Below are 24,142 nucleotides of genomic sequence, written 5' to 3' on the forward strand. Positions count from 1 at the left end.
TTGGATATAGTGCATAGAGATAAAATAGGATTGTTAAAAATAACCTCAACTAAATTTACTAAATTTAAGGAGATTGTGGAATAGCCAACTAAAAAACAGGAGAGGCTTTTTTCACAGTCTGACGTTGTGGTGCATGATAAAACGATCTCCGATTTAAAATATTCGTATCTTTAAGAATGATTGAAAAAAAATGGAAACTATTAGAATTGATATATTGAATCCCAAAGCCAAAGCCCTTTTGAAAGACTTGGCAAATTTGGATTTGATAAGGATTAGGAAAGAGGATTCTGAGAATGCTTTTTCTGAAGTATTGAAAAAATTCAGGAGTAAGTCAAATGAAGCCCCAAGTTTAGAAGAAATTACTAAAGAGGTTGAAGCAGTCCGCAAAGCCCGGTATGAAAAATAGGAGGGTAATTCTAGATACTAATCTGTGGATAAGTTTTTTGATCTCCAAAAGGCAAAAGGAATTGGATGTCCTTCTTGAATCTGGGGCAGTAACACTGATTTTTTCGCAAGAATAGCTAGAAGAGTTTTTAGAGGTTTCAGAAAGGCCCAAATTCAAAAGATTTTTTAAAAAATCAGATATCAAAACACTTCTGACCCAAATTGAAGCTTTTGGGGAATTAATAAAGGTGGAATCAAAAATCAATGAATGTAGAGATCCAAAAGATAATTTCTTATTGAGTCTTTCGGTTGATGGTAAAGCAGATTTCTTAGTAACAGGAGATTCTGATTTATTAGTAATAGGGAAGATAGAGAAGACAAAAATAGTTTCTTGGACTGAATTCATTTCTCAGGGATAAAAAATCACAGCCTGTCCCGCTTAAACGGGAACACCACAACATCACCTTGGATACAGCGGGCGGTTCAGAGTAAATTGAAAATTCAGTATCTTTAAGTTAGAAGTAGGTTGGAAGCGAACGGTTCCGAAAGCCCGCCGTCTCGAAGCTGAATCCCGTTAATAGTCTAATGTCCAGAATTTACCGTTTATCAGAAAATTCGAATTTTTAAGCAATTTCAAGAACCTAGAAGAGAGTTTGTCGTTGTAAAAGAGAATAAGATGCAATGACAGGGGTTAATCCTACTGCTCATAAGGAGAGTAAGGCTTTTCTCTTTTAGTTTAGTTGATGATCGTCATTGTATATAATAATGGGCCTTTATAAGGCCCATTACTTTTTACCCACTTGCTTTAAAACCATCGCTGTTCTATTTGGAAGATACAATTTGATCTTCCTGTTTTTATCTGTAGCGTAATCAAATTTTTCAGAAACCCTGTCAAATCCTCCATATTTCTTGTTATCGGAGTTCAGGATTATCCTGAAATTACCGGGTTCTGGAACCTCAAACTCGTATCCAAAAAAAGAATCCGTAACATTAAAACTAAACACAAAAATCAAATCTGATCTTTTATAAATAAGAATTTTCTTTTCAGCATCCAAGAATAATTGTTCGGCATGGGCTGCTGCCAATACCTGATGTTCTCTGATAAGTTGTATCATATCCCGATCCCAAAGATTAAGATCTTGATAGCGAAGATGATCTGTATCAGCCAAAGACCACTGTCTCCTGGCATATTGGTAACTCCAATTATTACCTTCCCTAGGGAAATCAACCCATTCTGGGTGCCCAAACTCATTTCCCATAAAATTAAGGTAACCCTCTCCTCCAAGTGAAATGGTAATAAGTCTGATCATTTTGTGCAAGGCAATTCCCCTATCCACTACAAGACTGCTCTGTAATTTGGACATACTGGAATACATCTCTTTGTCCATCAACCAAAAAGCTATGGATTTATCACCTACCAAAGCCTGATCGTGTGATTCTGCATAGGCAATAGTTCTTTCCTTTTTGGGTCTATTGGTCAGTTCATACCACATTTCAAACATATCCCAATGTTCATCCGGTTTATGTTTAAGTGTTTTGATCCAAAAATCAGGAATTCCCATACCAAGACGGTAATCAAAGTCCAAACCGCCTTCCTCATGCCTCCTGCAAAGTCCCGGCATACCACTCACTTCTTCAGCAATAGAAATGGCCTGTCTTGAAAAATCATGGATGAGTTTATTGGCCAATTGGAGGTAGATGACCGCATCCCAATCTACTCCCTCTCTGAAATATTTTATCGGATTGTCAAAATCAATATGTCCATGATGATGGTATAAAATTGAAGTCACACCATCCCAACGGAATCCATCAAAATGAAATTCTTCCATCCAATACCTGATATTGGAAAGCAGAAATTGCCTTACTTCTTTTTTACCATAATCAAACAGCTTGGAATCCCATCCTTCATGATATCCTCTTTCTCCAGGATGAAAATATTGCTGGTCTGAACCATCAAATTCATTCAAACCTTCATTGACATTTTTGACAGCATGGGAATGAACTAAGTCCATCACTACCGAAATCCCCATTTTATGCGCCTTATTGATCAGGTATTTAAGGTCTTCAGGAGTTCCAAACCTTGATGTAGGACTAAAAAAATTAGAAACATGATAGCCAAAAGATCCATAATAAGGATGTTCCATAATCGCCATCATCTGAATGGTATTATAACCCGCTTGTTTTACTCTTGGAAGAATATTTTCAGCGAATTCCAAATAGGTGCCCACACCTTCTTTTTCCTGTGCCATCCCCACATGACATTCGTAGATCAATGGCTGCAATAGATTGTCGGAAGGGTCAAAATCGTGATCTGACCAGGAAAATCCATTTTCAAGAAACCAAAGCTGTCCTGCAAAATCATGGCTAACCTCATCCTGAATTACCCTGCGGATGTATGCAGGAATCCTATCCAAGGAACCATTTGACGCTTCTACATGGACTTTGATTTTTGAGCCATGTACAAAACTATTTTTATAATCTTCATAGGGTAAAAATATCTCCCAATCTCCCCGGTAGTTCCTTTTTAGAGGATGACTGTAACGGCTCCAATGGTTAAAATCTCCAGTAAGATAAAGGTGATTTGCCATTGGAGCCCATTCTCTGTACACCCAACCATTTCTAATCTTGTCAAAATGTACACCAAAATATTCATGGGCTCTGGCAAATTCCAAAATACTACCAAACTCATTTTCTATATCTTTCAAGGAGTATTTATACCTCAAGTATCTTTCGGTTACATCTTCCGAAAAGTCTTTAAGCCATTCTTCTTCTTTGATAAGGGTTAAAATTTGTTTCTTTTCCACAAAAAATCAATTTAGGTTTGACTTAAAGATATAAATAAATATGTATTTCCACTATTCTGCAATCAAGCAAATATTAGTAGGTTTTTAGAGGACAAAATATTTGTTGGTATGAGATATTAATAGATATATATCCGAAATCATTCCAAAACCTTCTATTAATACCCTACTGTTAAGTTCACCGATCATCTCACAAATAAATTTAGTACATTGCCAAAATTCTTATAGCTGATAACAGATTTTTCATAAGGTAGGTACCCCTTCTGATCCCATCAGGAATAAAACTCCCCTCCTGCTCTAAAAGTAAGAGTCTGGCTTTAATTTTCAAAAATCTATCAATAAGTCAAACATCTGAAAACAAATGAGCGTACTCCAAAATTGCTTTTTCAAGATTTTCTTTGGCCTGAATCATGTATCTTTCTTGTGTAAAATCCAAATCAGGAAGTCGGATAACCTCTTCAAAACCTGCACCTTCAGCCCCATTACCTGAAGTAATCAAAATGGTCTTTTTATTAAGGGCTTTCGAGAGTTGTAACAATTCATAACTTCCTTTGCCTCCAGCAGATTGCTCATCAAATTGCCCTTCACCGGTAAGTATGCAATCAGCCCAATTGAGTTTTTCTGTCAAGTTAACCTGTTCAAAAAACCACTTTGCTCCCATTTTCATTTCCACGGGGAAGAAAAAAGATAAACCATAGGCAATCCCTCCAGCTGCACCAAAACCCTCTTGGTCCTGAATCACGCTTCCTGTTTTTTCACAGAGCAGTTCCAATACTTTTTTACTGCTTTGTTCAAATTCAGTAATTTCACTTTTCTGAAGGCCTTTCTGTGGCCCAAAAACAGGAATTGCTCCCTTTTCCCCAAAAAATGTGTTACGGACATCACAAAGGCAGGTAAAAGAAAGGGTTGATTTTGTTATGGGTCTTTGGATATACCTGATCTTGGAGAAGAAATTCCCGGAAAAAATCGGGATATTCCTTCCTTTTTCATCCAAAAATTTAAATCCTAAAGCCGCCAAAATTCCTAATCCCAAATCAATCGTAGCAGAACCTCCCAAACCCAGCACCACATGCTGAACACCTTGCTTTAGGGCATCAACAATTAATTCCCCGGTGCCATAACTACTGCTGATAAAAGGTGATTTTTCAAAATTGTGAAGATGTTTTATCCCGGAAGCAGTAGAGACATCAAGATAAACTGTTTTGTTTTCCCTGTCTAAAAAGTAAAAACCTGAAATGGGCCTTCCCAAAGCATCTAATGCCCAACATTCTATGCGCTCTAATCCCAAAGTCTTGGCCAACAAATAACAGGTACCATCTCCCCCATCAGCAATGGGCAGCATCTCTGTTCGGGCATTTTGATTTGTTTTTAAAATTGCCTGTTGAATAATTTCAGCCGCCTCATCTGCTTCTATGGTTCCTTTAAATGCATTTGGGGCAATGAGAATTTTCATATTCTAATTCCATTGAAAGGATTATAAGTGGCCTGACAAATGAAAGCATGAGAATCATGCCCTCATTCTCTCAAAATAATCTTTTGTTGCAGCTTTCACTTTCGGTGCTAAATAAATGGTCGAAATCATCGTAGGAATAGCCATGATCGCATACATTCCATCTATAAAACTGACTACTACTTCCAAAGAAACCACAGCGCCACCTACTATGGTTACCAAGTAGAAATAGTTATAATATTTTGCTTTTTCTGCCCCAAAAAGATAATTGAAACATTTATGCCCATAATAGGAATAGGTAAACATGGTAGACAAGGCAAAAACCAAAACTGCCATCATCAGCAGGTATTTTCCAAATCCTGGCAAACCCATCTCAAATGCAGAAAGTGTCAATCTTACCCCATCATTTTCAGTAGTTTCCCAAACTCCGGTCAATAAAATCACCAAAGCTGTCAGGGTACATACTACCACCGTATCGATAAATGGCCCTAACATAGCGATCAGCCCCTCTCTTACAGGTTCATTGTTTTTGGATGCACCATGAACCATAGGTGCAGTTCCAATGCCGGCTTCATTGGAGAAAGCAGCTCTTCTAGCTCCAATCACCATGACAGCTCCTACTGCTCCGCCCATTACTGCCTGACCTGTGAAGGCGTCCTCTAAAATCAGCCAAAGCATAGAAGGAATGTTTTCGTAAAATTTGAACATAATCAATAAAACGGTAGCAAAATATAGTAACACCATAAAGGGTACCAGTTTGGACGCCACAGCAGCAATTCTCTTGATGCCTCCCAATATCACAATGGCCACGATTATCATCATGGAAATGCCTAGAATCCATTTTGTGCTTTCCCCATGGTCAAGTCCATTAGGTTGAAGTAAAACTGATCTAAGAACAGCTGTCAGCTGATTGGCCTGAAAAATCGCCAACAATCCCAAAACTCCTGCAACTGAAAACAAAATAGCCAATGGCTTCCATTTCTTCCCCATGCCTTCTTCAATAACATACATTGGGCCTCCCTGTACTTCTCCAGCACTGTCCTTTCCCCTGTACATGATGGCCAAACTACAGGAGAAATACTTGGTTGCCATCCCCACAAATGCTGACATCCACATCCAAAATATAGCACCAGGCCCACCCATATTGATGGCAATGGCCACACCTGAAATATTACCCAAACCAACAGTCGCGGCAATAGCTGCTGATAGTGCCTGTCTGGAGGAAATCTGTCCAGGAAGGTTCTCATCATCATATTTGCCTCTTACAACCTTCAAAGCATGTCCAAAGTACCTAAAAGGCAAAAAACCGGAATACAGAAACAAAATCATCCCACCTCCCATCAACAAAATAAGCATCGGAGTATCCCAAATCCAGTTACTGAAGTCAATTATAAATTGTCCCATTATTTACATTACAAATGAAACAGCATATTAATGGCAATTTTTGGAAAAGACAAATGGCAAGAGGAATTTGCTACCTGCCAAATTATGTATAGAAAAAGTCACATCCCTTAAGACTGAAAGGATATACCGTATACAAAGTACTATTTACAGACGATAAGACTTATGTTGAGTTGCTATTATTACAAATTGTCCATGAAGAAAAAATATATTTTCATCCCATAGAGTTAAAGGAAATCTTAAAAAATCCTCAAAATTATATAAGTTCAGGTTATTAAGGACTCATATTTGGAATGAGCCGGGATAGCTTCCTGGCTATTCAACTTATATTCGAATTGCAAAATAATGGATATATTCAACCTACTGATTATCTAAAGAAAGGTGAATAAAGTCGGGATTTGAAAGCTGATAATTAGCATCAAACTATTTTCAAAACATATGTTGAAGCAAACCTTAATAACTCTAGCCTATATTATCATAATTTATCAAAGCACTGCCCAAATAGAACCGCGACTCAAACTCTGGTACGAGCAGCCTTCTGGTGAAACTTGGGAAAATGCCCTGCCTATCGGTAATGGTCGCTTGGGCGCAATGGTTTACGGAAATGTAGGTGAGGAAATCATCCAACTCAATGAAGAAACCGTTTGGTCCGGGGGCCCCAACCGAAACGATAATTCAGACGCATTGGAAGCAATTCCGGAAATCAGGAAATTGATATTTGACGGAGAATATAAAAAAGCTGAGCAATTGGCCAGAGAAAAAATACAGACCAAAAAATCCAATGGTCAAATGTATCAACCTGTTGGGAACCTTCTTCTGAAATTTCGCGGTCATGAAGCATTCGAAAATTATTACAGGGAATTGGACATTGAAAATGCCATCACCAGCACCCAATACACCGTAAATGGCATCACCTTCAAAAGAGAAGCTTTCGCCTCCCTTGCGGATCAGGTGATTGTCCTCCGATTGAGTGCGGACCAAGCCGGGAAACTGAATTTTCAGGCCCGGTTTTCAAGTCCCCATACTTCTGCCCTTTTTTCCTGTGAAAAGGATTCCCGCTTGTTGATTTCCGGAATCACTTCCAGTCATGAAGGTGTAGAAGGCTTGGTGAGGTTTAGGGGAATTGCCTCTTTTAAAAACAAGGGCGGACAAATGAAAACTTCCGGGGAGATCTTGGAAATCCAAAATGCTGATGAAGTCCTGATTTATATATCCATTGCCACCAACTTCAAGAGCTATAAGGATATTTCAGGAGATGAAATCCAGGGCGCTGAGAAATACCTTGTCCAGGCAAGCCAAAAATCTTATGAAGTATTAAAAGCAGACCATATCGATAAATACAAATCCTATTTCGACAGGGTTAGCCTTGATTTAGGAAGTACAGAGGCCAGCAAACTCCCAACTGATGAAAGACTGAAAAACTTTAAAACAGGAAATGACCCTCATCTTGTATCCTTGTATTTCCAATATGGAAGATATCTGTTGATATCATCCTCCCAGCCAGGAGGCCAGCCTGCTAATCTTCAAGGAATATGGAACCACAGGCTCAATCCACCTTGGGACAGCAAATACACCATCAATATCAACGCCCAAATGAATTATTGGCCTGCTGAAAAGACCAATTTATCAGAACTTCATGAGCCCTTTCTGAAGATGGTAGAGGAGTTGGCAGTTACGGGAAAACAGACAGCAAAGGAGATGTATGGAACAAGAGGCTGGATGGCACATCACAATACCGATATTTGGAGAATTACTGGCCCTGTAGATGATATTTTCTGGGGCATCTGGAATGGTGGTGGTGGCTGGATTAGCCAGCATCTGTGGGAACATTACCTTTATACAGGCGACATAGATTTTCTGCGTCGCATATATCCCATCCTAAAAGGTGCTGCTGAGTTCTATATGGACTTTCTGGTTCCCCATCCTGATCAGGATTGGTTGGTAGTAAATCCCGGAACCTCGCCTGAAAATGCACCTCAGGCGCATGAAGGCACCTCTCTTGATGCAGGCACTACCATGGACAACCAACTTGTCTTTGACGTTTTCAGTACCGCTTTAAGGGCAGGTGAATTGGCTGGGGAGGACAAAAGCTTTCTGGATTCTTTGGTACAGCTGAGGGAAAAACTTCCCCCCATGCATATAGGTCAATATGGACAGCTTCAGGAATGGCTGAAGGATATCGATGATCCGGAAGACAAACACCGGCATATTTCACATCTTTATGGGCTCTATCCTTCCAATCAGATTTCACCTTACCTAACACCTGAATTGGCTAGTGCTTCCAAAACTACCCTGATCCATAGAGGGGATATTTCCACGGGATGGAGTATGGGATGGAAAGTCAATTGGTGGGCAAGGTTACTGGATGGAAATCATGCTTACAAACTCATCCAGAACCAATTAAGCCCAGTATCAGGAAGTTTTGAAGCAGGAGGATCCTATAATAACCTTTTTGATGCCCATCCCCCTTTCCAGATTGATGGGAATTTTGGTTGTACTTCAGGAATTGCCGAAATGTTGCTTCAGAGTGCAAACGGTGAAATACATATTTTGCCAGCCTTACCGGATGTTTGGCCCAATGGCAAAGTGACAGGTTTGAAAGCGAGAGGGGGTTTTGAGATTGTGGAACTGAGCTGGGAAAATGGTAAAGTTGACAAACTCATCATCCGATCAGATTTGGGAGGAAACCTTAGAATCCGAAGTGCTGAAGCACTGTTTTTTGAAAATGGTATTTCACCAACTCAGGCCAGTGGAGTAAATCCGAATCCATTCTTTTTTATAGAAAACACCCCGAAACCGGTCATTTCAGGGAAATCAGAAATCCAATTATTGGAGCTCAAGCCAACTTTGGTTTATGATTTCCCAACAGAGAAAGACCAGGTTTATACCCTGCATGTCATATAATCTCTAAATACTAAATTCACTAAAATCAAACCCTTTAAACAGCAAAAAATGAAAGCCATCATATTGCAGGAAGCGGGAAAGTTAATAGCCCAAGTGCATGAAATGCCTGAAAATTTAAGCTCTCATGAAGCTTTGGTAAAAGTCCACCGAATAGGCATCTGTGGGACAGACATCCATGCTTTCAAAGGGAGACAGCCTTTTTTTACCTATCCAAGGATTTTGGGACATGAGCTGGGGGTGGAGGTAATTGCACTTGGGGATGAAGTGTACCATTTGAAGGTTGGGGACAAGTGCTCGGTGGAACCTTACTTCAACAGAACTCTAGATCAGGCAGTAAGAAGAGGCAAAACCAATTGTGGAGAAAACATTTCCGTTTTTGGAGTCCATGAGGACGGAGGTATGAGGGAATACTTTAAAATCGATGCCAAATACTTACATCCCTCTTTAAGCCTAAGCTACTGGCAATTGGCCCTGATTGAACCATTGGCCATTGGATACCACGCCATTCAAAGAGCAGCTCCTGTTAAAGAAGATAAAATCTTGGTGATCGGGGCAGGTCCTATAGGATTGGCCACAGCACAGTTTGCTACATTGGCAAGCAAGGAAGTAGTGGTGATGGACATCAATGCAGAAAGGCTGGCGGTTTGTCAATCAAAACTTCGCATCAAAGACACCATACACCTAAAAGATCAGAACTTTCCGATTGTTGATGTGTTAAGAAAATTATTTGATGGGGATCTCCCAACGGTCATTTTGGACGCTACAGGAAATCCTGAATCAATGAAAACAACCTTGGAATTGGCTGCCCATGGGGGTAAGATCGTCTTTATCGGTCTTTACCAAGGGGATTTCTGTTTTCATGATCCCCTTTTTCACAGAAAGGAATTGACCTTAATGGCAAGTAGAAATGCTTTGGGCAGGGATTTTAAGCAAATCATAGAGCTGATAGAAAATGGAAAAATCAATACCGATTTTTGGATTACCCATAGGATCTGCTTTGATGAGCTTCCGGATCAATTCGAAGATCTCTTTTTTGGAAACCAATTTGTGATCAAAGCCATTGTAGAGCTGTAAATAAAACCTATAATAACCCTGTGTTATAATACCAAGGGTTATTATAGGTTCAAACTCTTCGAAGTTATTTTAGCTTTTTCTATGCATTCCTGACTTCAAGAATTTTCATGGTGTCCATTCTCCGAAATATTACTTCCGACATCCACCTTTAGATTTGCAAAATCAAGTATTTTTTGTCACTAAAATCTCCTCTCTCGCTTCTCTCTACCACTCTACCTTTGGAGACTTATAAAAGTTTTTACCTTGAGCTTCCCATCTTTGACCATGCCAAGCGATACGCTTGCTATAGGATTCCCAATTTCTAAGATTTTTCGGTGTCCAACCAATTTCAGCTATGGCTGTCAACCTTGGGAAGGTCATATATTCAATGTCCGAACGGGTGACGATGGTTTCAGTCCAAAGAGGTGCTTCCACCCCTAGGATATTTTCCCTTTTGATCTGCTCCTCTAGTTCTGTTGGATCCCAATTGTAAGCCTCATCCAATTCTATATAAGCAGCCCAGTGTAATCCGAGGTGGGTCGTAGAATCATACTGCATATCCAAATAAGCCTTTACCGCTGGAGACATCAAAACCTGAGATCCTTGCTCAATGGCCATTATGGCATTTTCAGCTTTTGCCCAATATTGTGCTACAGAAGTTGGAAGTAATTTGGCATGGGCCACTTCATCCCAACCAAGTGTCTTTTTACCATATTTGGTGACAATTTCCTGAGCCCTTTCAATAAAAGGTATATAATCTTCCATGGCTGTAACATGGGATTCATCCCCGCCGATATGGAAATATGGACCAGGTGTCAATTCAGAGATTTCACGGATGACATCTTCAATGAAGCGGTACGTAACTTCTTTATTGGTAGCCAAAGTACTGAATCCAACCTCTATTCCGGTATACAAAGGAGTTGCCATACCATCTACACCCAAATTAGTCCTATCATATCTCAAAGCGCCCTTTTCAGGCACTGTAATTCCTGGATTCAACTCCCCATAAGAAGCAAGTGCAGAATTGGTATGGCCAGGCATATCAATTTCAGGAACTATTGTAATGAAGCGGTCTTGGGCATATTTGACTATGTCCTTATAATCTTCTTGGGTATAAAAACCACCTCCTTGTCCACCAACTTGGGTACTTCCCCCGATGGTGGTCAATAATGGCCATGATTTAATCTCAATTCTCCAGCCCTGATCATCTGAAAGGTGAAGGTGTAGATGATTGATTTTATATTCAGCAATCTGATCGATCAAATGCTTGACGTCTTCAACGCTAAAGAAATGCCTTGCTACATCCAACATCATACCTCTATATCCATATTCTGGCGCGTCTTCAATCGTTCCAGCTGCAACTAGAAATTTATTGTTTTTAGCTTTGTTTGCACCATGAGAAGGAATCAATTGCTTTATCGTTTGGGCACCGTAAAATAAACCTGCCACATCTGAAGCTATAACCCTGATTTGGTTTTTGTCTACCGATAATTTATAGGCTTCGGGATTCATACCTGAAGTTATTTCAAAAACAATGGCATTTTCTTGCTCCTGTTCTGAAGAGGAAAGTAAAATCCCTGTTAATGATTGAATATCTGACTTAAAGAGTTCTGACAATAAAGCCAACTGAGAATTTTCGCCAATTGTCACAATTTTCGTGTCCGCATTAAGAGAGAAACTTCCTTTACTATCCGAAACAGAAACTGGTAAAGGAATAATACTATGGGCGGTTAAAGGGGCCACTTTCTCATTGGAACAGGAATAAAACCCAATTACAGCAATAAGGAAGAGAATGGAATAAATGCTTTGTTGAATTTTCATAAATTGTTGGATGGTTGTTATTTATTGAAACTCAAACTTACTTAAATTTTTTAAAAAAGTTTGTGCCATTTATTGAAAAGTTAATTCAAGCCTAGAGTGCTCCACTTATCATATAATATATCCTTTATTACCAAATTAATTCCGAATAGGGCCAATAAGGCATTTTTTTGATAAATTGGAATGAATAAAATCTTTTAAACTAATAAACCTAATCCAACCAAATGGAAAAAAATAAGAGAACTGGAGAAGATAACTCAAGAAGAAATTTCATAAAAGCATCTGCTACCGCTCTGGCAGGTTTTTATTTTGTGCCCAGGCATGTAATAGGAGGACCGGGCTTTATTGCTCCATCTGATAGATTAAGGGTGGCAGGTATTGGTGTAGGTGGTATGGGAGCAGGAGATGTTAGAGGAGTATTCAATAGTGGAAAAGCAGATTTTATAGCACTTTGCGATGTGGATGATGTTAGGGCAAAAGGAAGTGTAGAAGCACATCCTAAAGCAAAATATTATAGAGATTACCGAGAAATGCTGGACAAAGAGCACAGCAATATCGATGCGGTAACGGTTTCCACTCCTGACCACATGCATGCAGTGCAGGCTATGGCTGCCATGCAGTTAGGAAAACATGTATATGTTCAAAAACCTCTTTCTCATGATATTTATGAAGCCAGGATGTTAACTGAGGCGGCTGACAAATACAAAGTCGTAACACAAATGGGCAATCAAGGTTCTTCGGGAGATGGCGTAAGGCAAATGGTCGAATGGTATAATGCAGGATTGATCGGGGAAGCTACTAAAGTGTATTGTTGGACTGATAGACCAGTTTGGCCACAAGGAATTCCTTGGCCATCCGAAACATCCACTCCTCCCCCAACATTAGATTGGGACTTATGGTTGGGCTCAGCACCCTACAAAGATTACGTTCCCAATTTGATTCCATTCAATTGGAGAGGTTGGTGGGATTATGGTACAGGTGCACTTGGAGACATGGCATGCCATATCATGGAACCTGCTTTTAGGGTTTTAGGATTAGGATATCCGGAATCCGCAGAATGCAGTGTAGGCTCTGTCTATGTGGGAGAGTTTCAAAGAGGCTATTTCCCGGAAAGCTGTCCTCCTTCTTCGCATATCACTTTGAGATTCAAACAGGAAGGTAAGGAAGACCTTGAGTTTCACTGGATGGATGGGGGGATACAACCGACAAGGCCTCTGGAATTGGGACCAAATGAAGTAATGGGCGATGGTGGAAATGGGGTCATCATAGAAGGTACAAAAGGTAAAATGATGTGCGGCACTTATGGAATGAACCCACAGTTATTACCAACCTCAAGGACGCAGGAAATCAATGTTCCACAAACAGAATATAGGGTTCCTGGTGGTGATAGAGGTCATTACAACAACTGGGTTGAAGCTTGCATTGCCGGTTATGGAAGTAAGGAATATTCTGTCTTGAGTTCACCTTTCTCCGTAGCAGGCCCTTTAACAGAGTCTGTTTTGATGGGAAATTTGGCGATTAGAAGTTATGATTATAGAGTTCCTCGAAACGATGGTTCCAATAGATTTGATTTCCCTGGAAGAGGTATCAAACTTGTCTGGGATGGTCCAAATATGAAAGTTACCAACTTTGAGCCTGCCAACCAATTTGTAAAAAGAACGTACAGGGAAGGCTGGAGCTTATAATTCAAATAAATCCTCTCAGATAATTCTATTTGAGAGGATTTTTTATGAAATCATGGGATTTTTCTGATTAACCAAGCTGCTTCAAAGACAAATACCAACACCAAAAGTAGTCCAATCAAAAGACCTATGTAACCATGATTTTGTTTTAATTGAATAAGGATCATACTCTTGCCAATTATTAAAAAAGTCATGATGAAAGAAAGTAATTGCAAGAGATAAAAAAGAATTGATGAAATTAATTTACTAAATCCCTCCTCTTCTGCGCTCATCGCAAAAGGAAAAAGTACAAATAATGAAATCACAAGACTAGATAAAGCCAAAATCGAAAGAAACAAATTTTGTTTTAAACCTTTATCCATTCCTAATGGGCGCATTATCAAGGTAGAATTACAATAAAAAAACCTCTGATTATAATGTTGAACACTTTATAATCAGAGGTTTATTTTTTATGCTTTGTCTTGGTAGATTTCTTTTTTTGATTTCCTACATCAGGCCTTACTCATCAAATCCAAGACCGGCAGCATTGAGCATCTTTGCATAGGCAGTTTTCCTTTTGGCAGCTAATTCGTTCAGTGTCACTTGGGCGTTGAACAAACTCACTTCACGGGCATTGATAAGGAAGAGTGAACTTTCCCCTATTTCAAATCGCATCATTTCACCATCAAGAAGACGCTGCAAGCCATTGACATTATTAAAATATACCTTCAGTTGATCTTCTACTGTTTCAAAGTTGTAAATCTCACTTTCCAACTTGGTTTTCAACTGTAGCAGCTTAAGATCTCTTTCGTAATTCTTAAATTCCAGTTTGGCTTTGGTCAATCCCAATTCACCTCTTTCCCTTCTCAGAAACAGAGGCATACCGAAAGTAAAACCCATTTTATAATTATTTTCTAAAAAAGGGGAAACTGTCATCTGATTGAAATTTTCAGTCAGGAAGTTATAATTCACTTTCAAAACCGGTTTAAGGAGCTCCGCTTTATACCTCCTTTCAACTTCAGTACTAGCAATATCAAAATCCTTTAATTGAAGTTCTGGATGCTGCAAAATGTACTCTCTCAGAGATTCTTTACTATAATCAAACACTAAAGCCTCCAAAACATCTTCAGGAAAAATACCGCTAGCGAGATCCATCGGTTCTTCTTCTTCATCCCAAAGAAAGGTATTGATCAACTGTGTTGACCTAAAGAAATTAATCTGAGCATTTTGGAACCTGTAGATCCTGTCCATAACCTGTGTATAGGCTTCCACTGTATCAATAGCAGGTAAATCACCAAGTTCATAACTTTCCTTGACCATGATAAAGCGCTGTTCTGCTAGTTTAACTCCCTCTTCAAGAATTTTTAGTTTATTATAGTCAGAAGCCCAAGTCCAATAAGCATCTGTGGCATCCAAATAAAGGTTATTCAAAATCTGGTCTCTTTCGGCTTTTGTGGCATCCCTGTAAATCTGTGCCTGCCTTAAAGCAGCCCTTCTTTTGTCAATGAATAAACCCTGACCAATGTTAACAGAGGCACCTGCTGCAATCAAACCATCAGGCGGGACAGTCCTTTCAGCATTCAGAAAAGAACCGGTATTCTGTTCCACTAATCCTTTAAGCTCCACACCTCCCCAAGTAGGGACAACAATTCCAGCCTCCCTTTTATCAAAGTAATCGGTATCCTTGAAACGCTTTCTTTCCATATCTGCATACACATAAGGATCAAAAGCCCCACGTGATGCCCTTAGTGTCTGATCACCAAAGCGTAAATTAACGTCACCTAACTTGGCTACAGGATGATAAGACCTTACCCATTCCAAATAGTTTTCGTAGGTAAGTAGCTCCTGTCCAAGCAGTCCTTGGGAATAAAGAAGTATAACAATTATCAGCAGTTTTCTCATCCCTCCTATTTCTTCTTATTCTCTGCCTTTTCTCTAGCTGTATAATAGTCGGCCGGGAAGCCATTCAATTTTCGCCAGAGTTCATACCATAATGGGACATCATTCAATAAAGCTATGCCATCTGCTCCTGAACCAATCCTTAATGCATCAGGCCAAGGCTTATCCTCTGGATCTTCCACCACCAAGATCCTGTATTTTCCATCAACACCTGAAAAGTTATCAATAGCATGAACAATCCCTCCAAATGTACCATTGGTCAATTGAGGCCAACCTGAGAATACGATGGCCGGCCAGCCATCAAAGATAAACCTGACTTTATTGCCCAAGCGGATCAAAGGAAAATCTACAGGATCAACAAACATTTCCACAGCCAATTGGGCATTACCAGGTAAAATACTGATGATTTCTGCCCCCTCTTTGATGGTTTCTCCAATACCCACCTGAATAGCCTTAGTAATATAACCATCCTGAGGCGCTAGAATATATCTAAATCCAGACCTGACTTCATAATTGGAATATTGATTCTGAAGCTTTGTAGCAGTGGCTTCAGCATCAAACTGGGCAGACATGGATTCAAACATGTCTGCCTGTGCTTTGGCCATTCTATCCCTAAAGTCATTGTCTATGGCATTCAATTCAATATTTGCAGCAATTCTGGCATTGATGCTTGACAATAACCTGTTTTCAGCGGATATCAAACTTGCCTGAACTTCCTGAAATCTAAGTTCCCTCTGTTCAAAATCAGTCAAAGATCTCAAACCTTCCTTATAAAGCTTTTCAGCCCTTCTGAGTTGCTCCTCTCCAATTTTGAAGTTGACTTTTGCCTGCTCAAATCGAATACTGTCAGAAGTGACCTGGAGCTCTGCCATTTTAAGCCTATTCTCTGCCTGTTCCTTTCTGAGAACATTGTTTTCTCTCAAGGCCTGAACCTGAACTTCCAAAGATTTAACTTTTTCCGAGTAGGATTTTGCAGACATGGTTTTTGCGTCTACCTGTAATTTGGTCCTTTCTAATAGCAATGGATCAAAATAGTCATCCTTGATCTCAGAAACCATTAATACAGTATCTCCTTTTTGCACATAATCACCCTCTGCAACGTACCAGTTTTCAATTCGCCCAGCTATGATAGAATGAACAGTCTGTGGCCTTTGATCTGGTCTCAAGGCAGTCACAAATCCTTTAGAACGTATATTCTGCGTCCATGGAAGGAAAAGAAACAAAAAAGCAACAACCAAAATCCAAATCAAGATCTGGATTCTCTTTTTACTTTCATTCGAGGGGAAACTCATTCCCATACTCTTGTATTCCTTAAAGGAAACATTTTCCCCGATCTTATTTCTCGAAATGTCTAACATCTTAAATGGGGTTTAATTACTTTTTCCTTTTAAATATTCTTCTGGAGTTCCATCAAATTCCAGCCTTCCTTCATTCAGAGCAATAACCCTAGGGAATTTCTTGATAGTTTCAGGGTCTTCAGATATCATTACTAAAGTCCAATTTCCATTTAACAGGTATTTTACAAACTTTTCTTTTTCTTCAGTCTCAAACCAGGATATGATATCTTCCAACAAAAGGGCCTTAGGGAAATTGACCAAACATCTTGCTAGAATGATTTTACTGATGATTGTCTTGCTCAACTTTTTACCCTCAGGCATTAAGACCGTGTGCCAATCCTCAGGAAGTCTATAAATGTACTCTCTTAGACCAACTAATTCAATGATTTCCCTAACATGCTTATCTTCCACATCTTTCTGTAGGGTAATGTTATCGTAGATAGAACCGTGAAAAACTGATTGATGAGAAAGGCTGTCTCCTATATAACTGCGTAACTTGTCCAGATTCATCGTGTCAATAGGCAAGTGATTGACTATAATCCTACCCCTGTAGTCACTGTATAATCCTGACATCAGATACAAAAGCGTACTTCTTCCACTGCCACTTTTACCGGTTAAAACAACTTTTTCTCCTGCCTTAATTTCGAAAGACAAATCTTTAATAATATCCTCTTCGGTATCCTTGGCTTTGAAACTCAGGTTTCTCACTTCGAACTGAAGACTCTCATTGTTGGTTGACAAAGATTTTTCAGTGCCTTCCTGCCTCTCCATTGGCAAATCCATGATCTGACCTATTTTTTCAGTAGCAGTTAAAGTATCATAGACTGTGTCCAAAGAAAGTATTACTTTCTCGACTGAACTGACAATTAGAATGATTACCACTTCTGCCGCCACAAATTGACCAATACTGATTTGGTTATCAATTAACAACAAGCTACCTACTATTAATAAGGTGGTTACAATCAAAGCCTTGAAAATAATCATCACCTTGTACTGAAGTACCAAAACCGCAAAATGCTTGTTTCTGTAATCCACATAAGAAGTTAACAATTTGTCAATTGTGTTGAAAGGCAACTTTGAATTCCCTGCCAACTTGAAAGTCGCCATGGTACGTCCAATTTCCTCCAACCAATAAGCAGTCTTATATTTCTGTGTTGAAACTTTCAGGTTTGTTTCCATTCCTTTTGGACTGGTGTAATAGAAAATCAATACCACCAAGCCAATCAAAGCCAAACTGAAAATCACAAAAAACACATTATACAAAGCCAATAGGATCATGCCAAAGACTATCTGAACTGTCGCAAAGGAAAAATCAATCAGAATTTTGGAAACCCCTTTTTGAAGGTTAACTGCATCAAAGAATCTATTGACCAATTCTGGAGTATACTTGTCCTGCAGTTCATCCAGTTTAAGTCTAGGCAACCTATACGCAAAACTAAAACCGGTCTTGGTGAATAACCTTTGCTCCAGTTTCTCTGTCAGGTATAACTGTGAAATCTGAAGATAACCCCCGAATGTAATCGCTAAGGCTACGACCAAAACCATGATCAGCCAAGCAGTGCTCACCCTACCTCCGAGTACAAAATTCACGATTGCCTGAATACCCAAAGGATATATCAAGGAAACTCCACCATTCAATAATGAGTAGAAATATATGGCATATACTTCCTTTTTCTCTCCATCAAGCAATTTAAAAAAACGCTTCATTGGAGTCAGTGCTACTTCAATTTTCATCTTTTATCGTTTTGAAGACAAGTTGGTTGAAAAAATCAAATCTTTTTTCATCTCCGGGCTGATGCTCGGTAAGTCCAGGAAGATGCTTGGAATAATAAGATTGCATCAAACTGGACTCCATTACTGTGGACACCAATGTTTTTGGGTATTTAAAATTAGGATTAATCTCTAAAATCATGTTAGCTATCCTTTCCCCAAGCTTAAAATAATGATTAAAAAAGCCCTTTTGGTATTCTTCGTCAACTTCTTTGGTCATAAATGCTTTTGCGGCTTCATCTGTCAATAATCTCCTAAGAGCAATAGGGTCTATGAAATCATTTTCTGTGAAAATTGGACCTTTGACTAATATTTTAATAGCGATTTCAAGTTTTTTCAATGGATCTAACATATTAGCAATACCGAAAATCAAATTTTTTTCCAAATAACCCCAGTACCAGGAAGTAAAGAAAAGCAACATTTTATGCTTATTTTCAAAGTACCTGTACACCGCTGATTCCGTACATCCTATGCGAATAGAGAGCTTTTTAAAGGTAAATTGTTCAAACCCGAGCTCTATCATCATATCCAGACTGTTCTTGATAATGTCTTTCCCCAATTCTGAACTGAATGGATCCTTGAGGAAGATATCCTCATTAACATCCACCCTAATTTTTTTAAGAATACTTTCCATGGTATGATCTTACAATGAAACATGTAACGGTAAAGCTTTACAAAAAGTTTAGATTATATACGAAATGTTTGTCTTACTAACAAAAAGTTAACTCAGCCAACGGATAAGCAGTCAGAAAGGAAATTTAAAAAGGCTTGTAAAAAAATGTAATACACTATTTATTAACACCTAATCTTTAAATCAATCCAAAAAATTAGGGTATTCTACATTACCAGAAGTAAAAAAAATGGCTGTCCAATTTTTAAGAAAATAGACAGCCATGGAGATTTGCTCAATTATTTTTTCATGTAGGCATCACGGACAGCTTTAAATTCCGATCCCTCTTTCCATTGTGGCCAAACATTACTATTGACCAATCTATTCCCAATATTTAAATATAATTGAATTTCTTCCAGGGAGGCATTAAGGTCCCATTTTGAAGCATCATATTCATCAGATGGTTTGTGGTAGAAGTTCGTAGTAAAATCTTGTTGTGCTTGTAAACCAAAGTCTTTCCCCTTCTCCACATGGTCGATCCCTGTTCCAAAATAAAGAGCAGGAATTCCTACTTTTGCAAAATTAAAATGGTCAGACCTATAATAATAACCCGCAGATGGAGTAGGTTCAGGAGCACTGTACCTCCCTACTTTGCTAAGCTCATTTTCTAGCAAGTCTTCCAGATCAGACTGCCCCGAACCAATGAGCGAAACATCCTTCATTTTACCAATATGATTGACACCATCAATATTGATATTGGCTATAGTTTTATCAACAGGAAAAACAGGATTTTGGGCATAGTAGGCGGAGCCCCAAAGTCCCTGTTCTTCCGCTGTCACTGCCAACAGAACCACACTTCTTTCAGGTTTATTTTCATTAAATGACTTACCCAAAGCCATTAGAGCTGCAATACCACTGGCATTATCCAATGCGCCATTATATATACTATCTCCTTTTTCATCAGGCTTGCCAATTCCCAAATGATCCCAATGAGCTGTGTAAATCAAATATTCCTGAGGCTTTTTAGTTCCTTCTATCATGGCGATCACATTTTTGGACATGGCATATTTTACACTGACTTCCATTTCACTGCTAGCCTTTAGATTCATCGGCACTGCTTTGAAATCCTTTGTTTTTGCTATGGCCATCATTTCTGCGGCATCCATACCTGCCAATTCAAATAATTGCTTGGCTATAGGCAGCGTAACCCAACCTTCAAAAACAGGCTTGTATATTTCTTTTCCTCTGGAATCCAAATACAGTTTGGAAGAATTCCAACCGTTCTGAACCACGTTGAATCCATAGCCTGCAGGCTCGGTGTCATGAACAATCAAAGTTCCCAATGCTCCTTGTCTTGCTGCTTCCTCAAACTTATATGTCCACCTTCCATAATAAGTCATGGTATTTCCCCTAAACAATTCAGCATCTTCATTGCCAAATCCTGGATCATTCACCATAACCATCACTATTTTCCCCTCTACATCCAGATTCTCATAATCATTCCAGCCATATTCCGGTGCAACGATACCATATCCTGCAAATACAATCTCTACTTCTTCAAAACTAACATTTGAATCAGTCCGCTGTGTCCAGATCACATAATCTTCAAAGCCTTTCAATGATAACTTTGAAGATCCTGCATGAATAATCATTTCGGAACTTGGACTGGTTGTGATGGACATCATAGGAACATCCTGAAAGTAACTGTCTCCATTCCCAGGTAAGAGTCCCAATTTTTTGAATTCCTCCTGAATGTAATTTACAGTCTTGGTTTCGCCTTCGGTAAAAGGCATCCTGCCCATAAATTCATCCGACGATAAAGTAACAACATGCCTTTCGAATTCAGCTATTTGAGCCTGAAGCTTATCATCGCCTTTTTCCTGGCAGGATGTAGTCAATCCAAATGCAAAAGCAGCCAGAACGGATAGTTTTAAATGTTTATTGATCATATTTCTCAAGTGATTTCCCCAAAAATAACAAATATTATCATTTGCAAATTGTGGTACCTCATTTATCGTAAAGATCATCATGCAATTAGATTGGTCAATGGAAACCTTTTGGGATAATCCTTTAAACTAAGAAGTTTCAATCCAGGACTTTCTCAGACTTACTTTCTTTTAGAATCTTTGTTTGTCTGGGATTTTTTGAAGTTTTAGTTTTAACTTAGAGCATTATTCTGTCCCAACATGAAAAGAGTTTTAAAAGTAATGCTTTCCTTGGCTATAGTTTTGGCCATTGTTTACATATCTGGTCCAAAAGCCAAAATAGAAACCTTAGAAGGAGATTACCCAGTGGTACCAACAAGAATGCTTGAGCTAGAGGAATATGTCCTGAGGAAGCAAGACAGTACTGAGAACCTAAAACCAGGAAATGAAGCCAAAATTATATGGGCTGACAGCCTGAATAAAAGCAAGACCCCATTTTCAGTCATCTATATTCATGGATTCGGAGCTAGTGAAATGGAGGGAAGCCCTGTCCATAGGAAAATTGCTGAACATTTTGGTGCCAATCTTTATCTGGTAAGGTTACCGGAACATGGGATAAACAGGACTGATGCCATGAAATATTTGAGTGCTCAGCTTCTCGTAGATGAAGTAAGAGAAGCATATATGATAGGCAAAAGCCTAGGGGATTCGGTAATAGTCATAGGTACTTCCATGGGTGGTGCTCTTTCTTTGATTTTGGCATCGGAAAACCCTGATATGAAAGCCTTGGTGCTGTATTCCCCCGCTATCCGCGAAGGTGGAAATGCACTGGAGCAGTTTTTTAAACCTTGGTCAAAATTTGTGGCCGAAAACTTCCTCTTTGAAAATGGAGTAAGGTATACCCTTAGAGAAGGAGATAAAGCTAAATATTGGTCAGAATATTATCATGTCAATGGATTTGAAAGCCTTGCTGTTTTATTGAGAAGTAAAATGCTTTCCACAACATTTTCCAAAGTCAACCAACCTCTCTTTTTGGGGTATTATTATAAAAATGAAGAAGAACAGGATTTTGTGGTATCAGTCCCGAAAATGTTGGAAATGTATGACCAAATAAGCACCCCTCCTGCCTTAAAAGTCAAACAAGCCTTTCCGGAGACAGGAGATCACGTAATTGCTTCTAGTATTACTTCCAAAGATTGGGAATCTGTTTTGAATGAAACCATCCTTTTCTTGGAAAATGTGGCAAAAGTTCCACTTAGAAAAACAATTGAAGTTGGGGAACCTATTCTTGAAGCTGCTTATTAATGATCTCCAAAGTTTTTATGACCGGCTTCTATTGCCACAGACAACATATTTTGTCTGGGTGGTAATGGACAAGTGGCATGTGGTGTGTAAACACATGGTGGATTATAGGCCTTATTGAAATCCAGGATAACTTTTCCGGATTTATCAGGTCTGGATACATACATATACCTTCCACCACCATAGGTTTCTCCTCCGCTGGTTTCATCTGCAAAAATCAAGAACAACTCCTCATCTTCATCACTGGCAATTGCATCTATCCTAAAAGTTTGACCTTTGACTTGAAATTCCAGATATCCGGGAGAAGGGTTAGGAGTTGTTTGTCCAATCACATTGGTAATTGGGATTTCTTTAATAGGAATATATGGGACGAAATCGGCAATAATTCTCCATTTCAAATCTACAGGAAACTGCTCTACACCAGCAAAGCTTGTAACTTCTTTTGCCTCTAAATCCCTTAGCCTTACACCATATGCATCGGATCGTTTGATGATAACCCATTTAAGACTGCCTAATTGCAAATTTTCAGCTAAGCCGTTTTCTGGATCAAAAATCAATGTTTTTGAATCTAACTCATTGGCATTCTTTTGAATTCCAGAAACTATTGGCTCAAAATATACTTTACCGCTTTCCAATGTAAAAACACCTATCTTCTCAGGAAACTGATCACCTTCAATTTTAAAATCCATTCCATTTCCTGAGCCAAAAGTATTATCACCTTCCTCTAACCAATATAAACCCGCCAAATTAAGCCAGCCGTTCTCAGACTTCAGGGATTCCATTTGCTTTTGATGCCATTTTGCAATTTCAAGTTGGTGCTCTTCAACTGTAATTTCGTCATCATGACTACATGAAAAATGGAAAAACACCAAAATGAAGGTAATCAAGCTAAACCTTTTCATACATTGATTTTTTTAAGCATTCCAAATTAAATAGAATTTTTGAACTTCATTTTAAAAATACATGAGCAGCATGTATTCCTGTTGAATATTTTGCTTATTTGATGAATGAATCAAATCCAACCCCTTAAACCTTAAAAACATGAAAAGATATTTGTTCATTATATGCTTTTTCTTCATCGCTTCTCTTCAAACCAATGCACAGATTGATGTAGGGGCTAAAGTACCTGATGGTGGAAAATTGCTGTTTGATGGCACTTTGGAATTGCTCCATCAAAACTGGAAATATTGGGAAGGCCCAAGGTTTAAGGCAGAGATGCCGATTAAATGGGAAATTGTCAAGGATCCTGTTGATGCTGGTTTTGCCATGAGCAGCAACGATCCTGCAGCAGCAGGTGGTCTTTATGGCGCTGCTGATATTGTCACTAAAGAAGAATTCCGGGATTTTAGACTTCATGTAGAATTTTTGATCCAAAATGAAGGCGGAAACTCAGGGGTATATTTGCAAAACAGATATGAAATCCAAGTATTGGATGGGGATTATGGCCTTCATGGGATGGCTGCCATTATCAATGAGCATCTTCCCACACAACAAGCATATCATGGCTTGGGTAAATGGAATGCCTATGATATACTTTTCCGGGCAGCCAGGTTTAAAGATGGGAAATTGACTGAAAAAGCAAGAGTAACGATTTATTTTAACGGTCAGAAAATCCATGAAGACAGAGAAATCCAACAAGTCTGGGGAGGCCCTAACTCAGGTTTGGATGGAGGAAATGACGGAGGCAAAGGAATAACGGATAGACCTGGCGGAATCAAACTTCAGGCCGAAGGTCATCAAGTGCTTTACAGGAATATTTGGATACAGGAAGCAAACCTTGATGATAGGTCAACAAATTTCTGAAAACCTGAATATGCGATAATGCAT

17 protein-coding genes and 1 pseudogene are annotated in these 24,142 nt (G+C 39.0%); 7 read left to right on the forward strand and 11 right to left on the reverse strand.

Annotation, left to right across the window (positions count from 1 at the left end; translation table 11 throughout):
- Positions 1–190 precede the first annotated feature (190 nt).
- Both ACFFIP_RS11095 and ACFFIP_RS11100 read left to right on the forward strand, forming a co-directional pair.
- Positions 191–406, forward strand: a complete 216-nt coding sequence (locus ACFFIP_RS11095) for a hypothetical protein (RefSeq protein ID WP_382387708.1) — start codon at positions 191–193, stop codon at positions 404–406.
- A 127-nt stretch (positions 407–533) separates the two neighbouring features.
- Positions 534–803, forward strand: a pseudogene (locus tag ACFFIP_RS11100) (putative toxin-antitoxin system toxin component, PIN family); the annotation flags it as partial.
- 366 nt (positions 804–1,169) lie between these two features.
- Here ACFFIP_RS11100 and ACFFIP_RS11105 read toward each other — a convergent pair.
- From ACFFIP_RS11105 to ACFFIP_RS11115, 3 genes are all read right to left on the reverse strand, one after another.
- A complete protein-coding gene (locus ACFFIP_RS11105) occupies positions 1,170–3,188 on the reverse strand; it encodes an alpha-amylase family glycosyl hydrolase (protein WP_382387709.1) in 2,019 nt (672 codons plus the stop codon).
- Between the two features lie 340 nt (positions 3,189–3,528).
- On the reverse strand, positions 3,529–4,638 hold the full coding sequence (locus ACFFIP_RS11110; RefSeq protein ID WP_382387710.1) for a glycerate kinase: 1,110 nt from the start codon (positions 4,636–4,638) through the stop codon (positions 3,529–3,531).
- A gap of 54 nt (positions 4,639–4,692) precedes the next feature.
- On the reverse strand, positions 4,693–6,039 hold the full coding sequence (locus ACFFIP_RS11115; RefSeq protein WP_382387711.1) for an alanine/glycine:cation symporter family protein: 1,347 nt from the start codon (positions 6,037–6,039) through the stop codon (positions 4,693–4,695).
- Positions 6,040–6,474: 435 nt separating this feature from the next.
- On the opposite strand from ACFFIP_RS11115, the gene ACFFIP_RS11120 reads away from it, so the two are divergent.
- Positions 6,475–8,940: a glycoside hydrolase family 95 protein gene (locus ACFFIP_RS11120; RefSeq protein ID WP_382387712.1), complete on the forward strand. Its 2,466-nt coding sequence runs from the start codon at positions 6,475–6,477 to the stop codon at positions 8,938–8,940.
- Between the two features lie 48 nt (positions 8,941–8,988).
- Positions 8,989–10,014, forward strand: coding sequence for a zinc-binding alcohol dehydrogenase family protein (locus tag ACFFIP_RS11125; RefSeq protein WP_382387713.1), 1,026 nt, complete (start codon positions 8,989–8,991; stop codon positions 10,012–10,014).
- 204 nt (positions 10,015–10,218) lie between these two features.
- Here the strand turns inward: ACFFIP_RS11125 and ACFFIP_RS11130 are convergent, their stop codons facing one another.
- On the reverse strand, positions 10,219–11,814 hold the full coding sequence (locus ACFFIP_RS11130; protein WP_382387714.1) for a beta-N-acetylhexosaminidase: 1,596 nt from the start codon (positions 11,812–11,814) through the stop codon (positions 10,219–10,221).
- Between the two features lie 221 nt (positions 11,815–12,035).
- On the opposite strand from ACFFIP_RS11130, the gene ACFFIP_RS11135 reads away from it, so the two are divergent.
- Positions 12,036–13,496: a Gfo/Idh/MocA family protein gene (locus tag ACFFIP_RS11135; protein ID WP_382387715.1), complete on the forward strand. Its 1,461-nt coding sequence runs from the start codon at positions 12,036–12,038 to the stop codon at positions 13,494–13,496.
- Between the two features lie 50 nt (positions 13,497–13,546).
- Here ACFFIP_RS11135 and ACFFIP_RS11140 read toward each other — a convergent pair whose 3' ends face one another.
- From ACFFIP_RS11140 to ACFFIP_RS11165, 6 genes are all read right to left on the reverse strand, one after another.
- Positions 13,547–13,870 carry a hypothetical protein gene (locus ACFFIP_RS11140; protein ID WP_382387717.1) on the reverse strand — a complete coding sequence of 108 codons (324 nt, stop codon included), beginning with the start codon at positions 13,868–13,870 and terminating at the stop codon, positions 13,547–13,549.
- A 121-nt stretch (positions 13,871–13,991) separates the two neighbouring features.
- A complete protein-coding gene (locus tag ACFFIP_RS11145) occupies positions 13,992–15,374 on the reverse strand; it encodes a TolC family protein (protein ID WP_382387718.1) in 1,383 nt (460 codons plus the stop codon).
- 5 nt (positions 15,375–15,379) lie between these two features.
- On the reverse strand, positions 15,380–16,729 hold the full coding sequence (locus tag ACFFIP_RS11150; protein WP_382387719.1) for an HlyD family secretion protein: 1,350 nt from the start codon (positions 16,727–16,729) through the stop codon (positions 15,380–15,382).
- 12 nt (positions 16,730–16,741) lie between these two features.
- Entirely contained in the window at positions 16,742–18,442 is a 1,701-nt protein-coding gene (locus ACFFIP_RS11155; protein ID WP_382387720.1) for a peptidase domain-containing ABC transporter, read from the reverse strand.
- Entirely contained in the window at positions 18,432–19,112 is a 681-nt protein-coding gene (locus ACFFIP_RS11160) for a TetR/AcrR family transcriptional regulator (protein ID WP_382387722.1), read from the reverse strand. The genes ACFFIP_RS11155 and ACFFIP_RS11160 overlap by 11 nt, the downstream gene beginning before the upstream one ends.
- A 275-nt stretch (positions 19,113–19,387) precedes the next feature.
- On the reverse strand, positions 19,388–21,037 hold the full coding sequence (locus ACFFIP_RS11165; protein ID WP_382387723.1) for a M28 family metallopeptidase: 1,650 nt from the start codon (positions 21,035–21,037) through the stop codon (positions 19,388–19,390).
- A 237-nt stretch (positions 21,038–21,274) separates the two neighbouring features.
- On the opposite strand from ACFFIP_RS11165, the gene ACFFIP_RS11170 reads away from it, so the two are divergent.
- Positions 21,275–22,318: an alpha/beta hydrolase gene (locus tag ACFFIP_RS11170; RefSeq protein WP_382387724.1), complete on the forward strand. Its 1,044-nt coding sequence runs from the start codon at positions 21,275–21,277 to the stop codon at positions 22,316–22,318.
- Here the strand turns inward: ACFFIP_RS11170 and ACFFIP_RS11175 are convergent.
- Positions 22,315–23,217: a DUF1684 domain-containing protein gene (locus ACFFIP_RS11175; RefSeq protein ID WP_382387725.1), complete on the reverse strand. Its 903-nt coding sequence runs from the start codon at positions 23,215–23,217 to the stop codon at positions 22,315–22,317. The two genes, ACFFIP_RS11170 and ACFFIP_RS11175, sit on opposite strands and share 4 nt — an antisense overlap.
- Positions 23,218–23,356: 139 nt before the next feature.
- Here ACFFIP_RS11175 and ACFFIP_RS11180 point away from each other — a divergent pair, with 139 nt between their 5' ends.
- Positions 23,357–24,118, forward strand: coding sequence for a 3-keto-disaccharide hydrolase (locus tag ACFFIP_RS11180; protein WP_382387726.1), 762 nt, complete (start codon positions 23,357–23,359; stop codon positions 24,116–24,118).
- The last annotated feature ends 24 nt before the right edge of the window (positions 24,119–24,142 follow it).

Source organism: Fontibacter flavus, assembly GCF_042432905.1.
Lineage (GTDB): Bacteria > Bacteroidota > Bacteroidia > Cytophagales > Cyclobacteriaceae > Fontibacter > Fontibacter flavus.